This is a genomic window from Campylobacter sp. CCUG 57310 (genome assembly GCF_013201975.1).
Classification (GTDB): domain Bacteria; phylum Campylobacterota; class Campylobacteria; order Campylobacterales; family Campylobacteraceae; genus Campylobacter_A; species Campylobacter_A canis.
On the sequence record NZ_CP053845.1, the window covers coordinates 1671190 to 1690944 of the forward strand.

Sequence of the window (19755 nt, forward strand, 5' to 3'; positions counted from 1 at the left end):
TAATCAATAAAAATATTTTAAGGTGGTTTTAATGAAAGAAATTCAAAATTCATATGACAATCTCCCCTATTTTTCAAGCGCATTTGCGGAATGCTCTCCACTAAGGATGGAAGCTGTAGCTTCGTTTTTATCATTTGCTCCGCCAAGCAGCAAAAGCGCAAAAGTCCTAGAGATAGGGTGTAGCTATGGCGGGAATTTGTTTCCTTTTGCTATAGCAAATCCGGACGCTAAAGTTGTCGGCATAGATCTAAGCGAAGTTCAGATAAATAAAGCAAAAGAGCTTGCAAAACAGATGCGTGTGGATAATATAAAATTTATCCAAAAGGATATCTGCGAGTTAAGCGATGAGGATGTAAAAGAATTTGGCGAATTTGACTATATCATCTGCCATGGAGTTTACAGCTGGGTTCCTGATGCGGTAAAAGACGCGATACTAAAAAGCATCAAGAGGCTTCTTAGTAAAAACGGTATCGCCTATGTAAGCTATAACGTCTATCCGGGCTGGAAGATAAAAGATATCATCAGGGATTTTTTGATATTTGGCACAAAGGACTTAAAAGATGAAAGCGAGATAGTAAAGGCAAACAAGGCAAAGGAGCTTTTAACGGTTTTTAAAGAGTATATGAAATTTTGCTCTCAAGACGGTGTGAAAGCGGATTTTATGAATGCAAAGCTGCTGCTTGAGCACATTGAAGGAATAGAGAAAGTAAAATCAGACTCCTACATAGTGCATGAATACTTAGAAATTTTTAACAACCCTATATATTTTAAAGATTTTGCAAAAAATCTTGACGATAATAAGCTTGCTTACCTAACGGATATAAATCTTGATGACGTGTTTAAGGCTGATCTTGGACTGGAAGGCTTTGATGAGTATATCAATGCAAATTTCAGAAACAGGATAGATAAAGAGCAGGCTATTGATTTTTTCACGAATAAGGTATTTAGAAAAAGTCTCATCGTGCACAAAGAGCTAATAGGAGAGGATTTTCACGTAGATATAGGTCCTAGCGAACTTAGTAAACTGCATCTGGTTGCAAGATTTACCAAAGACAAAGACGGCAATTACGTAAGTATCACAAATCAACAGATGAAATCAAACTACAACTGGTTATATCAAGTATTTAGCGAAGTATTTCCGGCAAGTATAAATTTCGCTCAAGTTGCCGAGCTTTTAAAAGACAATGAAAACTCTCTTAAGTCCGCATATATGGGCTTTATGGAAATTTTATCCGCCGATTGCGCGTTATTTAGCCTTCATGAAAAGCCAAAGATAGTCTATGAGCACGGTAAAACCAGGCTAAAAGAGCGCATTAGAGGATATTTTGAATATTTTAGCGCAGAAGATAATCCTGTAATAATGAATGCCAATGAGTTTAACAATATGCTGGATTTATCAAATTTCGATGCATTTATAGCGCTTAAATTTAACGGCAAAAATACAATCGAAGATATTATAAACCAAACCGCAAAATTTGCCAAAGAAAAAAGATTGTCCTTTGCAGGAGTAAAAAACTCATCTGCTATTAAAGTAAACGATAAAAAAGAATTTGAAAAACTAGTCAATACTTACATAAGCGATCTGGAGCAAAAATTAATTAATTCTTATATGTTTGAAGAGTTTTAAATTTAACTTGACTGAGACTAAATTTCAGCCAAGTTAATCAAAATTATATAAATAAATTTGATTAAATTAAATATTTTTAAAATATAAAAATTATATTTTATTTTAAAGTTTACTTTGATAAAATTTTATCGTTTAAAAACCAAAATAATATAGCAAGGAGAAAAGATGGAATTTTTACAACTTTTGTTGGTTTTAATCGCGATGATAATCATCATTAAAAAACCAGAAAAAGAAAATCTAGCTTTCGGTCTTGTCGTCGCCTCATGGCTATTTATGATCATTATGTATATAGGTGCAAAATCAAGCAACCTACTTACACATATGAACTTATAAGGAGCAATCATGTATGAGTTAAAAAAGACGAAATTTTTCTATGCGTTGATGTGCCTTGCGGGTTTTTTAATTATTTTGCTTCCTGTAGGAATTGCAAATTTGTACTTTGGCTATGTACTTAAAGATAGCCCTTGCGTACTTTGCTGGGGCCAAAGAGAGGCAATGATATTTATAGGCGTTATAGCGCTATTTATTGTTCGCTACGGAATAAAAGCAAGATATATGGCTATGCTTTTAATTATGACTGCATTTGGTCTGTGGCAATCTCTTGCACACTTTGGCAATCATGCCCACAGAGATCTTGATCAAGGATTTGGACTAGCAGTATTTGGCATACATACATATTTTTGGGCCGAAATAGTGTTTTGGGCAGTTGTGCTTTTGCTTGGTGTAATTTTCTTTTTTGCGCCTAAATTTAGTTCATTTGAACATGAATTAAGCAGTCAAAAAGTAAGAAAATTTACTAAACTTACCCAATGGGCATTTTTAATAGCAACTTTCATTATCGCCTCAAATGTATTTCAAGCCTTTGTAGGAACGGGTATACCTCCATACTACGGACAAGGCGATCCTGTCAGATTTACCTTAAATCCAAAATATATTATTTGGGACAGTAGTGGACTTAATAGCAATTGGGAAAAAATTTCGTTTTTAGGAAAAAGAGACGTCAAAGCACCTGATTACGCATTTGCTACTGCTAGCCAAAAGCTTGGCATAAAATTTGACAACGACTCAAACAATGCGCCTCTTAATATCGACGAAAATGTCCAAATAGCTTCCAAAAAAGAGCTTGAGTTTAGTAAGCCTATAAATTCGCTTGATTTCATTCGCGGTGAATTTGTGGCAAGTTCAAAATGGGAAGTATTCTTTATGGACGAAAATTTCAAAGTTACGAGCGATTTTGAGATAGATCCTTACTTCTCGGCAACAGTAGATCCTATCATAGGCGTGATACCTTTTATGGATGATAAGTTTATGCTAATGGGCTCAAACAAAACTCTTTTAAGATTTGCTAAAAATCCAAACGCAGACGAAGCGCTTCAGTATGCGGATTTCGTAAGAGGAAACGATAAATTTGAAGGTCAAGGCAAAGGCTTAGGACGCGGAAGAATTGATACTGTAAGAGCCAAATTTCATCACATCGCAAGTATGACAACGGACGGCAAATACGCATATCTTGCGACAGTTCCGAACAACAAAGATCAGAAGAAATTCGTTATATCAAAAGTTATGCTAAGCGATCGCACGCTTTCAGGGGAATTTACACCGAGTGCAAATTTAAAGGATGGCAAAACCCTTGGCGATCTTTACGTAACATCAATGACTTATAAAGACGGGCTAATCTACGCGATTAGCAAAAATCACAACGTTATCGCGGTAATCGATCCAAAAGCCGAAGAGGTGATAAAAACCATAGCCTTTCCAAGCGAGATCAAAAATGCAAGAAGCATATTCTTTAAAGACGGCGTGATGAATATCTTAAGCTATCAAGATGGTAAAAACACGCTGTTTACGCTAAATTAATAAAATTTAAGCGACTAGAAATTTTCTAATCGTAATTACAAGGATGGTCGTTATAAGAGCGATCATCCAGTATTTTTGTTTCTTTTTATCTATGGCGTGTGATGTCTTTACGCCAAAATACACCCCAAACAAAGAGCCAATTCCGATAGTAACACCTATATCGTAATGAACCAGCCCATGCGAAGCAAGGCTGATAAAGCCCGCAGTTGAGCTAAACACTACGAAAAATAGCCCGGTGCTGACTGCTTTTTTGATATCATAATTTAAAAAGCCGATAAGTGCTGGCATAACAAAAACCGATCCGCCGATACCAACGCTAATAGCAACCGCTCCCGTGATAAGCCCTATGGCAAACAGTAAAATTTGCGAGCTGTTTTGCTCTCCTTTTGGCTCAAGCGGGCTAGTTAAAAGCTTGGTTAAATTTATCATCTGAGCGGTAATAAGCGCTCCAAGTAGAAATTTAGACGAAAAGTGAGAGACTATAAATCCGCTGCTAAGCGCACCGCAAAATCCCCCGAGCCCAAGCACCAAAGCAGGCTTTAAATCAAGCATCTTGGAGCGTAAATTTACAAACGAACCAAAGATGGAGCTAAAAACCATCTGCATTATGCTAACACCGATTGCGTATTTGATATCGTATCCCAAAAGTATCATCGCAGGCACGACTACCGCACCGCCTCCGATACCGAAAAATCCCGAAACAAAACCGACTAAAACGCCCAAAAAAACATATCCGATAAACATCTTTAACCTTTTGGCAAATTTTAGCATTAAGCTTGTTAAAGTATAATTACGTTTTAATCTAAATCTAAAATTTATAAAGGAGAACAGGTGAAAAAACTGATCGTATCGGTAGTAGCGATAGCGTCGCTGGCATTTGGAGGTGAAAGTATGCTTATAAAAGGCACAAACAGTCTAAGCGTAGATGAAACGGTAGCTAAATTTAGCAATATTCTTAAAGAAAAAGGAGTTATGCTTTTTGACGTATTTAACCACTCAAAACTAGCCAAAGAGGCGGGTCTTGAGATGACTGAAACCAGCGTGGTGGTATTTGGCGCACCGAAAGTCGGAACGCTTTTAATGAAGTGCGAACCGCAAATAGCGCTTGAACTGCCGATGAAATTTTTAATCTACAAAGACGGAGACAAAACAACCGTAGCTTATGAGGATATCAAAAATATCGCTAAAAGATACGGCGCTCAAAACTGCGACATAGTCGAAAAAATAAGCGGAATACAAGCAAATTTCCACAAAGCTTTAACGGAATAATCTTAGACCTCTTTTGAGGTCTATCCCGCTTAAATTTTAATCTTTTTTACTCAGCGCACTCTACTTTAGCGACCTAAATTTAGCCCTTTATGCATATAAAAGCTCTTTTTGCATATAATATTTCACTTATTTTTTAGGATTTAATATGCTTTTACTAGAGCCTTTAATTTATTACGAAGTGATAAGACAAAAATTTAAAAACAGCTTTTTAGCAGAAGATACCGCTCAAGCCATCATCGGGATAGATTGCGAGTATATAAGTAGCGATGATGTTGATTTTGCAGGACTTAAGAGCTATTTTTTAACTCAAAAACATAGCGCGCCGTTTGCGGGGCTTTTTGGAGTTTTAGGCTATGAAAGCGTGAGATATTTTGAAAAAATTCCCGAATTTCAAAGCTCGCAGTATGAATTTCCAAATTTCTTATACGCAAACGCAAGAGCCTATCTGCATTTTGACAAGACAAGCAAAATTTACTCGTTTTACGGAGAAAAGAGCAGATATTACGACTTTTTAAAAGAGATCAAAGAGTCAAATTTAAAAGCCAAAGATAGCTTTTATCAAATTTGTACGGATTTAGATAAAGAGCGCGAGCATTTTTTAAGCATGACTCAAAAAGCAAAAGAGTATCTATACAGCGGCGATATCTTTCAAGTCGTGCTTAGCGAGCAGATGAAACTAATAAGCGACATGGACAGCCTTGAGTTTTATAAGTTATTAAGCGCGGCAAACCCAAGCCCTTATATGTTTCACTTCCCGACTCCGCACGGTGATATCGTAGGCTCAAGCCCGGAGCTGGTATGCGAAGTAAAAAACTCTCAAATTTTCGCAGCCCCGATCGCAGGTACAAGAGGGCGAGGCAAGGACGCCATAGAAGATGAAAGGCTTAAAAACGAGCTCATAAATGACGAAAAAGAGCTCGCCGAGCATAAAATGCTAATCGATCTAGCCAGAAACGACATCGGACGCGTGGCAAAAAGCTCGAGCGTAAGTGTGAAAAACCCGATGCACGTGGTCTTTTATGAAAGCGTTATGCACATGGCTAGCGATGTTTATGGCATGAAACGCGACGATATAAGCTCGTTTGAAGTAGTCTCTAGCGTATTTCCCGCAGGTACGCTCAGCGGAACGCCAAAAATTCGCGCCATGGAGATAATATCTGAGCTTGAAAGCTATAAGCGAAACGCGTACGGAGGCGGGATAGGATTTTTTCACTTTAACGGCGACGCTCAACAAGCTATCCTCATACGAAGTGCGGTTTTTGTGCCTAAAAACGGCGTTAGCGAGGTGTTTATCCAAGCCGGTGCAGGCATCGTCATAGACAGCGTGGGCGAGAACGAATACAAAGAAATTTGCAAAAAACGCGCCTCGGTGCTAAATGTATTTAAAAATAACGCAAGGGAAACTCATAAATGATACTTCTGATAGACAACTACGACAGCTTCGTCTTTAACGTCGAGCAATACATCAAAGAGCTAACCGACGAAGAGGTCATAAGCGTAAGAAACGACAAGATCACGCTTGAAGAAATTCGCAAGCTAAATCCAAGTAAGATCGTGCTGAGCCCCGGACCCAAACATCCAAAAGATAGCGGAATTTGTCTTGAAATTTTAAAAAGCGATCTAAACTTGCCTATTTTGGGAATTTGCCTTGGACATCAGGCGATCGGACTAGTCGGCGGTGCAGTCATAAAGCGTCTTAAAAAGCCGTTTCACGGCAAGACTTCATTTATCGATGTGCTTGAAGAAAGCCCGCTTTTTGAAGGATTGCCGGCCAAATTTGAGGTTATGCGCTACCACTCGCTTTATGTTGATGAATTGCCGTCAAATTTAAAACCGCTTGCGATCAGCGATGATGGGGTAATAATGGCGCTTCGCGAAGTTAATCGCCCGGTTTTTGGCATACAGTTTCACCCTGAAAGCTACTTCACGCAATACGGCAAAAAAATAATCGAAAATTTTCTAAACTTTAAAAGCGAAGCCAAAATACAAGAGAGCGAACCTGCAAATTTCAAGAGGTTTTTAATCAAGCTTCAAGATAACGTCGGGCTTGACGATAGGGATTTTGAGCAAATTTGCGCGCTGATAGCTTCAAAGGATTACGAGATAACGCAGCTTGCAGCGCTTTTAGTGCTAATTAGCGAAAAGAGTCTTTATCCAAAGAGTCTTGCAAGCCTCGTTAAAAACATCTTAAAATACTCCCAAACCTACCGCGACGCTTCGCCTATGATAGATCTGTGCGGAACTGGCGGTGACGGGCTTAAGACGATAAATATCTCAACTGCGGTGTCGTTTATCCTTGCAAGCCTTGGCGTTAAAGTCGCAAAGCACGGCAATAAGGCGATTTCAAGCAGATCTGGCAGCTCGGATGTGCTTGAAGGCATAAATTTAACCATGTCAAATTCACTAAGCACGCTAAGAGAGCTGCTTGATGAGAAAAATTTAGCCTTTTTCCATGCGCCGTTTTTTCATCCGCTAGTTGCCGAGGTCAAAGAAGTGCGAGCACGCCTTGGCATAAGGACGGTGTTTAACGTACTTGGGCCTATGCTAAATCCAAATTTAAGCCTTAAGAACCAACTTGTAGGCGTATATCACAAGCCTGTTTTAAAGCTTTATGCGCAGACTTTAAAGCTACTTGGGCGCGAGCATGCACTGGTGGTGCGCGGCGAGGACGGGCTTGATGAAATAAGTTTATGCGATGAGACAAAGATAATCGAGCTTAAAAACGGCGAAATTTACGAATACTCCGTAACTCCGGAGCAGTTTGGCTTTAAGCGAGCATTTCATAGCGAGATAGAGGGTGGGACTCCCGAAGAAAACGCACAAACTTTGGTTAAAATTTTAAAAGGCGAAGAAAGAGGAGCCAAATTTGACATAGTCGTGCTAAACGCGATGTTTGCGCTTTATACGGCAAATTTTGTCGCAAACCCGATGGACGCAAAGGACGTTATAGTCAAGGCGATTGATAGCGGGCAAGTTTATGAGTATTTTAAAGATTATATCGGGGTAAAATCATGAAAACAGAGCTTAAAATTTGCGGTATCAAAAGCGAAACTGAAGCCAAAAACGTGCTTGAACTCGGAGTAAAATTTATCGGCGTAATCCTTGCAAAAAGCCCAAGGCAAGTAGATATCAAAACCGCTAGGCAAATAGCGAATTTAGCTCATAAATTCGGTGCAAAATGCGTAGGGGTATTTGTCGGTGCAAGCGAGTGCTCTTTAACGTCAAGAGGCGAGCAAAGCAGTTGTGAGATAATGGAAATTTGCGAATTTGCAAGACTTGACGTGGCTCAAATTTACGGAGATATAAGCGAAAATTTATATGCGAATTTAAAGGATCTTGGCGTAAGTGTTTGGAAAGTTTTAAGCGTAAAAGACGAACTTATCGCCACAAACGAACCACATGATTTGGTGCTTTATGATTATAAAGGCGAAAATTTAGGCGGAAACGGAGTGAGCTTTGACTGGAAAATTTTAAAAGATTTAAAGCCTTTTAGTTTCGCATTAGCAGGCGGTATAGACGAAACAAACGCGTTTGAAGCGCTTAAATTTAAACCTAAAATTTTGGATATAAACTCACGAGTCGAAGATGAAAATATGATAAAAATTCCAAGCAAGATAAAAGAAATTTTAGACATCGTAAATAAGGAAGAAGGCAATGAACACTAAAGCATATTTTGGCAAATTTGGCGGGCAGTTCGTGCCTGAAACGGTTATGTTCGCGCTTGAAGAGCTTGAAGAGGCTTACGAAAAGATAGCCGGTACGCAGGAATTTAAAGACGAGCTTAACGATCTACTAAAGCACTATGTCGGTCGCCCTAGCCCGCTTTATCACGCAAAGCGACTAAGCGAGCATTACGGGCATGAAATTTATCTAAAACGCGAAGATCTAAACCACACCGGCGCTCACAAGATAAATAACGCCCTCGGTCAAGCCCTATTAGCTAAAAAAATGGGCAAAAAAAAGCTCTTAGCCGAAACGGGAGCGGGGCAGCACGGAGTGGCGACTGCGACTGCTGCGGCACTGCTTGGGCTAGAGTGCGATGTGTATATGGGTGCAACCGATGTGGCGCGCCAGCAACTAAATGCCTTTAGAATGGATCTGCTCGGCGCAAAAGTTGTAAGCATTCACGACGGCTTAAAAACGCTTAAAGAGGCTACAACAGCAGCGATTCAAGCATGGGTAAATGAGATAGAAAGCAGCTTTTACGTCATAGGCTCTGCCGTGGGTCCTCATCCATACCCAAAAATCGTGCGAGAGCTTCAAAGCGTCATCGGTAGCGAGACAAAAGAGCAGCTAAAAGAATACGGAGTAAAGGCCGATTACATCATAGCTTGCGTAGGTGGCGGAAGCAATGCGATAGGAATTTTTAGCGGATTTTTAGAAGATATTAGCGTAAATTTAGTGGGCATAGAAGCAGCCGGTCTTGGAGCGGATACTCCATATCACGCAGCCACACTTACAAAAGGGCGCGAAGGCATCATACACGGCATGAAGACTATCGTATTGCAAGATGACTTCGGCATGATAGCGCCCGTGCATAGTATCTCGGCGGGTCTTGACTATCCTGGAGTGGGTCCTGAGCATGCGCACCTGCACGATATAAAGCGCGTAAAGTATCAAGCCGTAAGCGATGATGAGTGCATAAACGCGCTTCGTCTTACAAGCCGCCTTGAAGGCATAATCCCTGCGATAGAAAGCTCGCATGCGCTTGCGTATTTAGAAAAACTATGTCCGAATTTAGATAAAAAAAGCGTTATCGTAGTAAACGTATCGGGCAGAGGCGATAAAGATATGAACACGGTAATGAGCTATGAGAAAGGAAAAATTTATGGCTAAGATATCCAAAGCCTTTGAGGGCAAAAAAGCAAACATCGGCTACATAGTAGCGGGCTATCCGAGCATTGAGCACACGCGCGAATTTTTACTAAATTTAGACGCTAGCTCGCTTGATCTGCTTGAGCTTGGAATTCCTTACTCAGACCCGCTAGCAGACGGCAAGCTTATAGCCGAAGCAAGCTTTGAAGCGGTAACAAACGGCGTAAATACCGAGAGAATTTTTAGCCTTCTTGAAGAGTGCAGGCAAAGCGTAAATAAGCCGCTTGTCTTTTTGGTTTATTACAATCTCATCTTCGCTTACGGAGTGGAAAAATTCATCGCGCGCTCAAGCGATGTCGGCATAAGCGGATTTATCATACCCGATCTGCCGTTTGAAGAGAGCGAAGAGGTAAGCGGGCTATGCTCTAAATTCGGGCTTGATCTGGTGCCATTAATAAGCGTTACCTCGGCTCACAGAACGGATAAAATTTTAAGCATTGGCTCAGGATTTATCTACGCTCTTGGTGCGGTAGGAGTAAGCGGATCGCAGCGAGCTAGCATAGATAGGCTTAAAAATTTGGTCTCGGATTTAAAGCAAAAGAGCAATTTGCCCGTAGCCGTAGGCTTTGGCGTGAAAAACAGCTCTGACGTTAGCGAAGTGAAAAGCTTTGCAGACGGAGCGATAATCGGCACTGAAATCGTCAAGCTAACGGCTAAATTTAAGGGCGAAGAGCTTATGCGCGAGATAGAAAAGCTTTTTTGATTTAGGCTAAATTCCATAAATTTTAAGTATAATTAGCACTATTTAGCACTTTAAGGATAGTAGATGTTGGAGGTTGTTGAGCTTGGCGTAAAGCATCTTTGTAATGAAATTTTGGGCTACGAAGTAAATTCGGCAAGCACCACAAAAGGTGAATTTTACGGTTCGGCGCTACCGATTTATAAGGGCAAAAACGAGTTTCATTTTTATCTTTATTTTAAAAAAGATACTTTAAATCACTTTGCAAAAATTTTATTAGGTAGCGATAAGCTTAATGAAGACGATCTAAGCGATCTTTGCAAAGAGGTTGCAAATTTGATCGTAGGATACTCTAAAAATTTGCTAAACGAGAAGGAAAACGGCGCTTATAAACTTGGAACACCTGAGTATTTGGGGCGCATAGAAAATTTTAAAATCAAACTTGAAGATAAGAGAATTTATAAGATAAAAAACAGAACTTTTCAGATAGGGTATAAAAAAGCATGAGTGCAGATATTGAGCAAATAGCCGATACCGGCGGACTTTTTAAAAGCTATGACGAGCTTATGGATATCAGTGTAGATTTTATATCCGAGCTTGGAACGACGACTATTAGCGTGCGTGAGCTGCTTAAGCTTGAAAACGGCTCGGTAATCGATCTTGAAAAGCCTGCGGGAGAGAGTGTTGAGCTTTTTATCAACAATAGAATTTTCGGAAAAGGCGAAGTAATGGTATATGAGAAAAATTTAGCCATCCGTATCAATGAAATTCTTGACTCCAAATCGGTAATTCAGTATTTCAAAAGAGAGCAGTTATGAGAATTTTAAGCGCGATTTTTGCCTTAGCTATCTCTTTATTTGCATCAAATTTACTCACTTACAACATCTACGAAAGAAGCGATAGAGTAGATATCATGCTTAGCTTTGACGCGCCTTATGAGGGAAATATCTTTCAAAAACACGAAAACGATATGACTATGCTGATATTTAATGCGCTAAATTTCGATCAGGTAGTCGATAAAAATATAAATTCTAAAATTTTGCAAGAAATTTACATAGAGCCAAAACAAAATAGCGTGGTCTTGAGCCTAAAAAGCAGCTCAAACGTCGCAGTTACAGCATCAAAGACAACTGATGGATTTGGACTTAGAGTAAGAGTAACCCAAACGGCTTTAGGCTCAGCCGAAAATGAAAACAGACTAAGTAGCGTTCAGATAAATGCTCCAAGCTCTATCCCGTCTCAAAGCGAAGAGAGCTTGGTCGGAGCAAGGTATTATATGGTGATCGGCGTACTCTTTGCGCTTCTTATAACTCTTTTTATCATCAAAAGAGCCATCAAGGCAAAAGGCGGCATGCCCTATGCAAAAACGCCGAAATTTGCAAATCTCTTTAGCAAAAATAAAAACGGCGGCGTTGAGGTGCTTTACGAAAAGCCGCTTGATAGGTTTAACAAAGTAATGCTTTTAAGTCATATGAATAAAAAATATCTCGTGCTTGTAGGAAATTCCAATGTCCTGCTTGATAAATTCGGCGAGGACAGAATAGAAAATGAAGATGATTTTGAAGCGTTTTTTGAAGAGAACAAACGAAAACTCGGGCAGTTTTTAGAAGAGCGCCAAAACTCGCTAAGTGCTTATAAGGATAAGGCTAGCAAGGATTAGGTCTGATGAGTGATTTAGAAATTTACAAAATTAAAAGCGATTTTTTGCAATCTCAATAACTCACAAAAACCAACTTAATCACAAAAAGAAAACTTTGCGCCACTAATCCGAAAAAGAAAATTAAAAAAACGCTTTAAATGACTTAAAAATCTTAAACAAAAATCAGCGCAAAGGTAGCAGGTTTTGCGATCTTTTTTAAGCTCTCTTTCGCCATAAAATTTTCTTTTGCGCCGCTAATTTGCAAAGTATGATTTACAAACTCAAATTTAAGCTTTTTATGCGTGCAGTTGATATCTAAATTTTTAGCCAAATTTAGCATAAAACTCAGCCATCTAACAGTATCTTCGCTAGGAAGCAGGCTCTTAAATTTTTCAAATTCGCCTAAATTTTTCTTGCCGTTCATACCGATAATAGTAGCTATAAGACTCTTTTGCTCGTGTGAAAATCCGTAGTTTAGAGCATTTATAACGAAATTTGACGAGTTTATATGCTCTCCGTAAAACCCAAGACATCCGCCTATATTATAAAGTTTAGCCGCCACTTCAAGTTCTCGCGCAAATTTATCATCAATCCCGTGCAGAGGCTTTAGCGCTTCAAATATATCTTTTGCATATTTTACTACAGCCTTATCTGAAGTGTCTAAAAATCGATCCTGCAAGCTTTTTACGCTTGGGTTGAAATTCGGCGGAAATTTCTTGCTTGGACGTAAAAGATCGCTTAGATAAACGCCTTCTCTAAGTCCGGCTCCGCTAGTATAAACGCGCTCGCAGTCAAGACGCGAAACGATACTTAAAAATATAAACGCACCCTCTCTAATCGTATCAAAACGATCCTTTTTGACGTAAAATTTAGCCAGATCAAGCACGCTAGCTTCGGTTAAATCCTTGATAAAGCCCTTGTAGTCGCTAAATTTGTAACTAAAGTTATGCACGCTTTTTAGCGCGTAGTTTTGCATCTGCATTATGCAGTTTGATATGGCTCTGAGGCTTCCGCCTATGGCTACGACGTTTTTAGACTTAAAGCTTTGCGGAAGTTGCTTTAAAACATCTTTCATGAAGCCATCAAGCCCTTTTAGATTTTTCTTATCGAAAAACAGCTCTTTAAGCCTAACTGTGCCCACATCAAGAGAGATGCTTTCAAGTATCTTTCCGTCTTTTACCAGCGCAAGCTCGGTTGAGCCACCACCGATATCGATAGTAACAAACTCATCAAGCGGCTCAAGCAAATTCAAAGCCGCTATCGCTCCGAAATTCGCCTCATCAACACCCTTTACCACCTTTAAATTTAGCCCCAAATTTCGCTTTACCAGCTTTATAAACTCATTTGCGTTAGGTGCGTCTCTAAGGGCTGAAGTGCCCATGCAAAAGACTTTATGACACTTATAGCTCTTGGCGATATTTTTAAACTCGCCAAGTGCGTCAAGAGCCTTTTTCATCGATTTTTCGCTTATCGCTCCACCGTCTTCATAAGCACCCTCTCCAAGCCTTACTTTCATCTTAAATTCGCCCGGTATATAAAAAGCGTACCTTGAAGTCTTTTCAAATATAGCCATTCTCATAGAGTTTGATCCAAGGTCTATAACGGCGGTTCTCTTAGCCATTGTTCGCCCTTTTTTGAGTTAAATTTAGGCTAAATTTTATCTTTTGATTTTTCATTTTTTGCTATCTTTTTAAATTTATTCTTTATATTTTTTCCGATCGGTAAAATAAGAGTAGAAACAGCTCCACTAATGCCATCTTTTCGGTTTTTGATACTAACGCTTCCACCAAGCGCTTGAGCCGCACCTTTGGCTAAAAATAGTCCAAGCCCTGCTCCGCCCTTGTCACCAAATCGTTTAAATGGAGCAAAAAGATCCTTACTTTCGTCAATGCCTATACCCTCATCAATAACTTCAATCACAAACTCGCTCTCTTTAAGCTTTGAGACAAGGGTTATGGTTGATTTTGGCGGTGAAAATTTAATAGCATTCTGGACAAAATTTTGCACAACGTGAATTAGTAGCGTAGGCTGAAGCGTCATATGAAGCGAGGCGGGAGAAAGATCGGTAGCCACGTCTTTATCATCGCCACGAGCTAAAATTTTAAAATTATTCGCCATTTCGTTTAAAAACTCGATGATATCAATGTTTGTTGCCTCTTCAAATTGCGCACCCTCTTGACGACCTATCTCAAGGATAGAACCTATCATCTTGTTCATCGAATTTATCGATTCGTTATTGTTTTTAAGCGCTTCTATGTAGCGCTCAGGCTCCCTTGGCTTAATAAGCGTAACTTCGTTTTTGGTTTTCATAACCGCAAGCGGAGTTTTAAGCTCGTGTGCAACCCCTATAAAAAGCTCTTTTTGATACATTACGAAAGTTTGGATTCGCTCTATTAGTCGGTTTATACTCTTGCCAAGCGGCTCAAATTCGGAGGGAATTTCATCTAGACTAACTTCTTTTAAAAACCGCTCGTTAAGTTGGCTTAGTTTAAAGCTTAAAATTTTAATAGGTACTAAAAGCATTCTGGATAAAAACAGGGCGTAAAAAAGCACCAGCAAGATAGAGGTAGCATTTACTATTAAAATATCAATCAAAATTTGATCTATCAATTTGCTTTGCTGAGTTGTCTCTTTAGTAAGCGTTATATGTGTATTTTCAACGTATGGATAATAAAGCTTAAGATAGGTTTTTTTGCCTATTTTTTCATTTACGAAGTAGGGATTTTTAGCCTTGAGCTCTTCGTTTATGATTTTTATTTGAGTTGAGTTGTCGTTTAGTGTCATGTACTCAAAGCCTTCTCTCATCTTAGCTAAATTTGAGCTTGTGGAGATAAGTTTGGCTTCATACATCAAAGATTGTGAGATGCTTTCATATATCGTTACTTTTATATAGTGATAAAGCATCACTGAAATGATAAGAATTAGCATCGTTGAAGCCGATGCTAATTGCAGTATAAATCTAGTTCTTAAGCTTTTTTTGGAAAGCAAAATCGATATCCGCGTCTTCTAACGGTTTCTATCGTGGAGATATTTAGCGGCTTATCCATTTTTTGGCGAATTTGGTTGATGGCAACTTCGATTACGTTTGGAGTAACTAGCTCAGGCTCTTCCCAGATAGCGTCTAATAGCTGCTCTTTAGATACGATTTGATCGGAGTGGCGAGCAAGGTGAGTTAAAACCTCAAACGGCTTGCCTTTTAGCTCGATATCTTGACCAAGATATGTGATTTTCTCCTCATCCGGATCAATTATAAGATCATCAATCTTGATTACATTGGTTCCGCCAAATCTAAGTCTTGCTTCGATTCTTGCCACAAGCACGTCAAAGTCAAACGGCTTTTTGATATAGTCATCAGCGCCTACTCTAAATGCCTTAACTTCGCTCTCTTTGTCATCTTTTGCAGAAAGCACAACTACAGCCGTGCGAGGCGATTTGCTCTTTATGATACTGATTAGATCTACGCCGTCGCCGTCAGGAAGCATCCAATCGGTAAGCACTAAGTCATAATTTCTAATTCCGATATAATACTCAGCGTCTTTAAAATTCTCAGAGCTATCCGTCTGATAGCCAAATTCCTGCAAACCTTCAGCAATCGTTTTATTTAACGTTACTTCATCTTCTACTATTAAGATTCTCATTTTATTAATCCTTGGGGGTGTAAATTTTGTAGATTGTAGCATAAATTAAGCGAGATTTCAAGATACTTTAAAAAAAATTTAATATTCAAGCTCTATCTTCGCTCCTACCAAGGCGTTTTTAAAAATTTCGGTTTTTAAAATTTCCATTTTTAGAAATTTTAAACCGCTAAATTTTTCTTTTAATTTTTGACTGCAAATTTCAAGAGAATTTTCAACGGTTTGAAATTTAAATTCCTCATAAACCGCCTCGACAAATTCAATCACTTCAACATAATCTATAAAATTTTCGCTTGCAAATTCGGCATTTATCCTAACCTTTTGCGGATTTGTTCGCTCAAATTCAAGCATACCGATAATAGTTTCAAACTCATAATCCTTAATAAGCGTAGTTATCATATCACTTTGCTCTCTTGGCCGCTAAATAGCCTTTTAATGTTTGGAATATGCTTGTAAAATACTACAAAAGCGATTATAAAAATCGGTGCGTGCGAGTTGATCTCAGGAATTTGAGGATGGATTATAAAAGATGAGATGATAAGCGCAAGTAGCGCGCTAAGCGAAGCAAGAGATGAAATTTTAAGCACGCGCCCCACTACAAACCAAACAGCAAGTGCGATACAAATTTCTATCGGTAAAAATAGTGCTAGCACTCCCGCTCCTGTAGCCACACCCTTGCCACCTTCAAATTTCAAAAACGGAGAGTAGCAATGTCCGATAACCGCAAGAACCGCCATAGCCCAAAGAGTAGCGTCGCTTAAGCCTGCAAATTTGGCTATAAGGATAGGTAAAACGCCCTTTAAGACATCAAGCACGACAGTTAAAACAGCTATTTTTTTGGCAAGTTTGGGATCTTTTTGCTTTAAAACGCGAAGCACATTAGTCGCTCCGATACTCTTGCTACCCTCATCTTTGATATTTACATTTGCAAAAATTTTAGCCAGTATAAGCCCGAAAGGAATTCCGCCAAGCAGATAAGCAAGTATATAAGCTATAATATTTTCATTCATTTTTTTTCCTGAGTTTATTTAAAAATATTATAGTAGTTAAATTTCTCTGATTTTCTTATAAATTTAAAACCGGCAGAGAGAATTCTCCGCCGTATTAACTAAAATCTGTTTGTATGTCGGTATCGATTTTTATGGATATCGTGCCTTTTTCACCAGCTGCGTCAAATTTCTCATACTTGACTTCGGTTGTAGCAGGCTCATCTTTTTTAAGTTCTTCTTTTGATAGAGTTACGCCACTTGTCGGTTCATCATCTATCTTAAGGACAGTTCCCTTATCCTTATCGCCAATATCAAGCAAATCTTGCTTGGATATACTTTTAAGATTTGAGCTGTCTTCTAGCTTTTCATTTTGATTGATACTCGTACTCTCAAGGCTTGCAACCTTGCTTAAATCAAGCGTAAAATCTGCCGAATAATCTTTAGAATCGTCCAAAGAAGCATTCTGCTCACTTAAAGCCGCCAATTCTTTATCGCTACCCCTATCCATATTTTCAAAATCACTTAAATTTAAATCAAGAATCGCAATTTGCACGGAAGCAACCTGCAAGCTTGTCTCTTCGCCAAAGCTTTCGTTTAATACGACGCTTTGATCAAGCTTTAGCGCATCACTTCCTATCAGAGTTATCTCTTTATCACCAAGTGCAATTACAACTTTATCGTTTATGGAATTTGTGATGATAGTATCGCCTATCGTTACGCTATCGCCAACAACAAGCCCTAGAAACACGCCGTTTTCATCTTTTACAAAAGCGCTTCCTAGAATTTCTTTTACAGTACCGACGCTTGACATAAAAATCCTTATTTTCTATTTTTGACGTTATTGTAGTAAAAAATAAGGCTTTAGTATATTGTACCTTGGTACGATAAGGGTTATCGCCAGAGGATAACTACCTTTTCATCGTATATATCGCTATTTTTTGGAGAAATTTCTATCTCGTTTATGTCGATATTTTTTACATCGTTTTTCTCTTTTAGCTTGCCGGCCTCTTCTTCAAATTTGGCCATTAAGGCTTCTATATCTGCGTTTATTTCAGCTACGGTCTGTTCGCTAAGTTTTACATCATCACGCTCTTTTAGGATTTTGTTTGCGCTTTTTGCAGAGCTCGCCACTTTGCCTAAATTTGTGCGACTTAGCAAATTTCTACCAAAGATTGCTCCTATTATGCTTGTCCCTACACTAATAGCAGCTTCAAGCCCCTTTGACTTAACCTCTTTTTGCTCTTTGTCTAATTTTAACAAGGCTTTATTTAGCTTATCTTCAAGCTTAGCCTTTTCTTTTTGAAATTTCTCGGTAAGTTTTGCCGTCTCATCTTCTAAAATTTCATTACACTTATCGCTTAATCTTAGATAAAATTCCTCCCTGCTCTCACTTGGAGACGAATTTAGTCCAAGAGCGCTAAAAAGACTAAGTTTTACATTTCTATAAACATAATCTTTAAAATTTTTACTTACCGCCTTAAAGTCTTTTGCGTTGGTTATCATAGCGGGCAACTGAGCAAAGGACACCTTACCGCTTGGCTCGCCGACAGTAGCTATGCGTATATCCTGCGCCGCCTCACTCCAATCAATCTCGTTTTGCTCCTCATCGAGCCTATAAAGAAAACTCACTTCCTTAGTATGATCAAGCCCCTTTTTAGCGTCATAAAACCTCACTCTGGCTTTAGCGTAAAGATAACCTTCAAGCTCATCGCTATTTGATGCGTAAATTTGCTCAATCTGCGGTGAGATTATAGGTTTAGCGCTAGTTTTTGAGCTTTTATTTTTTTGGTTTAAATTATCAGATTGAGCCTTTTTGTCTTGCATCAAATTTGAAATTTGCTCGCGGCTCAAAGGTCCCTTGAGGTAGCTTAATGCCCATCTGGTTGAGATAACGCTAAGCCCGTCTTCGTGAATGTTTTTAACTAAGAAATTTCGCTTGGCTAAATTTGAGATTAGATCCTCTATCTCTTTTTTATCCATGTCCGAGCCTGAAATTCCCGTCATGCCGTCAATGACGCGAGCTTTATCTTGGGCGGTTTGAAGTCTGCCGATAAACCATGTTCCGATATTACTAAGCCCTTTATAATCAAGATCGACAGGGTTTTGCGTGCTTAGGATAACGCCTAGTCCATGCGCGCGAGCCTGCTTTAAAAGCGTAAGCATCGGAGTTTTTGAAGGAGGATTGCCGTTTGGCGGAAAGAAGCCAAAAATTTCATCCATATATAAAATCGCCCTAAGCGAGCTTGTTCCCTCGGTCTTTCTCATCCAAGCGATGATCTCATTAAGCAAAAGTGTCACGAAAAACATGCGCTCGCTATCTTTAAGGTGTGAGATAGTAAAGACATTGCAACGCGCCTTGCCGTTTTTATCAAACAGCATCTTGCCTATATCTAGGCGCTCGCCGTTTAACCAAGCCTTAAAATCAGGGCTTGCAAGAAGAGTGTTTATCTTTATGGCAAGCTTCATGCGCTCGCTTGAAGGGTAAAATTTCTCCACGTCAAACACGCCTATTTTCGCAAACGGCGGAGTTGCGATAAAGCCTATGAGCTCTTCAAGCGTCACGTCTGAGTTTTCTTTAAATTTGTGAGTAAAGATATTTGATATGAGCAAATGCTCTTTAGAATTTACATCATTATCAACACCGATAAGCGATAAAATCGAGCTTGCAAGCGAGCTTACATACTCGCTAAATTCCTCCTCGTTATCCATATAAGGACAAGCAAAATCGCCAAGCAGAGCCACACCGACTCCCGCAGAGCTCTTTGGAGTGTGAATTTTAAGCTCTACGCTATCTTTGAAAGTTTTTACGCGCTCTAAACTTTGAAACGAATTCTCTACACCTTTTTTCCAAGTTTGGCTCTCATTTTGCGCAAATTCCTCTACACTTAATCCTTTATTTTGAGCCTCGCTTTCTTCTATATAAGGCAAAAAATCCTCAACCTTCATATCCTCAAAAGCAAGCGCTAAATTCGTCATATCACCTTTTGGATCGATGATGATAGACGGGATATTATCTATACAAGCCTCTTCTAAAATCGTTATACCAAGACCTGTTTTGCCGCTTCCAGTCATTCCGATAATCGCCGCATGTGTCGTTAAGTCTTTATTTTTATATAAAAACGGCTCTTTATCCTTAAGTCCTACATAAAACAGCTTTAAATTTTCTTGTATAGTTTTCATAAATT

20 protein-coding genes are annotated in these 19755 nt (G+C 39.1%); 12 read left to right on the forward strand and 8 right to left on the reverse strand.

The window, feature by feature from the left end:
- The first annotated feature begins 31 nt into the window (after positions 1–31).
- The 3 genes from CORI_RS08430 (at position 32) to CORI_RS08440 (ending at position 3484) form a co-directional block, all read left to right on the forward strand.
- Positions 32–1627, forward strand: coding sequence for a class I SAM-dependent methyltransferase (locus tag CORI_RS08430; protein ID WP_173031606.1), 1596 nt, complete (start codon positions 32–34; stop codon positions 1625–1627).
- A 165-nt stretch (positions 1628–1792) separates the two neighbouring features.
- On the forward strand, positions 1793–1960 hold the full coding sequence (locus CORI_RS08435; RefSeq protein WP_173031607.1) for a dihydroneopterin aldolase: 168 nt from the start codon (positions 1793–1795) through the stop codon (positions 1958–1960).
- 9 nt (positions 1961–1969) lie between these two features.
- Positions 1970–3484 (forward strand): disulfide bond formation protein B, encoded by a 1515-nt coding sequence (locus tag CORI_RS08440; protein ID WP_173031608.1) that lies wholly within the window; start codon positions 1970–1972, stop codon positions 3482–3484.
- Between the two features lie 6 nt (positions 3485–3490).
- Here CORI_RS08440 and CORI_RS08445 read toward each other — a convergent pair whose 3' ends face one another.
- A complete protein-coding gene (locus tag CORI_RS08445) occupies positions 3491–4255 on the reverse strand; it encodes a sulfite exporter TauE/SafE family protein (protein ID WP_254064914.1) in 765 nt (254 codons plus the stop codon).
- Between the two features lie 60 nt (positions 4256–4315).
- On the opposite strand from CORI_RS08445, the gene CORI_RS08450 reads away from it, so the two are divergent.
- From CORI_RS08450 to CORI_RS08490, 9 genes are all read left to right on the forward strand, one after another.
- Positions 4316–4753 carry a DUF302 domain-containing protein gene (locus CORI_RS08450; protein WP_173031609.1) on the forward strand — a complete coding sequence of 146 codons (438 nt, stop codon included), beginning with the start codon at positions 4316–4318 and terminating at the stop codon, positions 4751–4753.
- 145 nt (positions 4754–4898) lie between these two features.
- The gene (locus CORI_RS08455) at positions 4899–6167 is read left to right on the forward strand and encodes an anthranilate synthase component I family protein (protein WP_173031610.1); all 1269 of its coding nucleotides are present in this window, start codon (positions 4899–4901) and stop codon (positions 6165–6167) included.
- Positions 6164–7768, forward strand: coding sequence for an anthranilate phosphoribosyltransferase (trpD, locus tag CORI_RS08460; RefSeq protein WP_173031611.1), 1605 nt, complete (start codon positions 6164–6166; stop codon positions 7766–7768). The genes CORI_RS08455 and trpD overlap by 4 nt, the downstream gene beginning before the upstream one ends.
- Entirely contained in the window at positions 7765–8418 is a 654-nt protein-coding gene (locus CORI_RS08465; RefSeq protein ID WP_173031612.1) for a phosphoribosylanthranilate isomerase, read from the forward strand. The genes trpD and CORI_RS08465 overlap by 4 nt, the downstream gene beginning before the upstream one ends.
- The gene (trpB, locus tag CORI_RS08470) at positions 8408–9589 is read left to right on the forward strand and encodes a tryptophan synthase subunit beta (RefSeq protein WP_172129296.1); all 1182 of its coding nucleotides are present in this window, start codon (positions 8408–8410) and stop codon (positions 9587–9589) included. The genes CORI_RS08465 and trpB overlap by 11 nt, the downstream gene beginning before the upstream one ends.
- Positions 9582–10331 (forward strand): tryptophan synthase subunit alpha, encoded by a 750-nt coding sequence (gene trpA, locus CORI_RS08475; protein ID WP_173031613.1) that lies wholly within the window; start codon positions 9582–9584, stop codon positions 10329–10331. The genes trpB and trpA overlap by 8 nt, the downstream gene beginning before the upstream one ends.
- 63 nt (positions 10332–10394) lie before the next feature.
- Positions 10395–10814, forward strand: coding sequence for a chemotaxis protein CheX (locus CORI_RS08480; RefSeq protein WP_173031614.1), 420 nt, complete (start codon positions 10395–10397; stop codon positions 10812–10814).
- Complete coding sequence (gene fliN / locus CORI_RS08485; protein ID WP_173031615.1) at positions 10811–11125, forward strand: flagellar motor switch protein FliN; 315 nt, start codon at positions 10811–10813, stop codon at positions 11123–11125. Before CORI_RS08480 ends, fliN begins: the two co-directional genes overlap by 4 nt.
- On the forward strand, positions 11122–11967 hold the full coding sequence (locus tag CORI_RS08490) for an excinuclease ABC subunit A (protein WP_173031616.1): 846 nt from the start codon (positions 11122–11124) through the stop codon (positions 11965–11967). The genes fliN and CORI_RS08490 overlap by 4 nt, the downstream gene beginning before the upstream one ends.
- Before the next feature lie 151 nt (positions 11968–12118).
- On the opposite strand, the gene CORI_RS08495 is transcribed toward CORI_RS08490, so the two are convergent.
- The 7 genes from CORI_RS08495 to CORI_RS08525 all read right to left on the reverse strand — a co-directional run bounded on the left by CORI_RS08495 (position 12119) and on the right by CORI_RS08525 (position 19750).
- The gene (locus CORI_RS08495; RefSeq protein WP_173031617.1) at positions 12119–13567 is read right to left on the reverse strand and encodes a Ppx/GppA phosphatase family protein; all 1449 of its coding nucleotides are present in this window, start codon (positions 13565–13567) and stop codon (positions 12119–12121) included.
- A 29-nt stretch (positions 13568–13596) separates the two neighbouring features.
- The gene (locus CORI_RS08500; protein WP_173031618.1) at positions 13597–14874 is read right to left on the reverse strand and encodes a sensor histidine kinase KdpD; all 1278 of its coding nucleotides are present in this window, start codon (positions 14872–14874) and stop codon (positions 13597–13599) included.
- 38 nt (positions 14875–14912) lie between these two features.
- Positions 14913–15584, reverse strand: coding sequence for a homeostatic response regulator transcription factor HsrA (hsrA, locus tag CORI_RS08505; RefSeq protein WP_169942216.1), 672 nt, complete (start codon positions 15582–15584; stop codon positions 14913–14915).
- 78 nt (positions 15585–15662) lie between these two features.
- Positions 15663–15980, reverse strand: coding sequence for a dihydroneopterin aldolase (locus CORI_RS08510; RefSeq protein WP_254064915.1), 318 nt, complete (start codon positions 15978–15980; stop codon positions 15663–15665).
- Positions 15977–16591 (reverse strand): glycerol-3-phosphate 1-O-acyltransferase PlsY, encoded by a 615-nt coding sequence (plsY, locus tag CORI_RS08515; protein WP_172201001.1) that lies wholly within the window; start codon positions 16589–16591, stop codon positions 15977–15979. Before plsY ends, CORI_RS08510 begins: the two co-directional genes overlap by 4 nt.
- Before the next feature lie 94 nt (positions 16592–16685).
- Positions 16686–17381 (reverse strand): hypothetical protein, encoded by a 696-nt coding sequence (locus tag CORI_RS08520; protein WP_173031619.1) that lies wholly within the window; start codon positions 17379–17381, stop codon positions 16686–16688.
- A gap of 80 nt (positions 17382–17461) precedes the next feature.
- Positions 17462–19750 (reverse strand): ATP-binding protein, encoded by a 2289-nt coding sequence (locus tag CORI_RS08525; protein WP_173031620.1) that lies wholly within the window; start codon positions 19748–19750, stop codon positions 17462–17464.
- Positions 19751–19755: the final 5 nt, after the last annotated feature.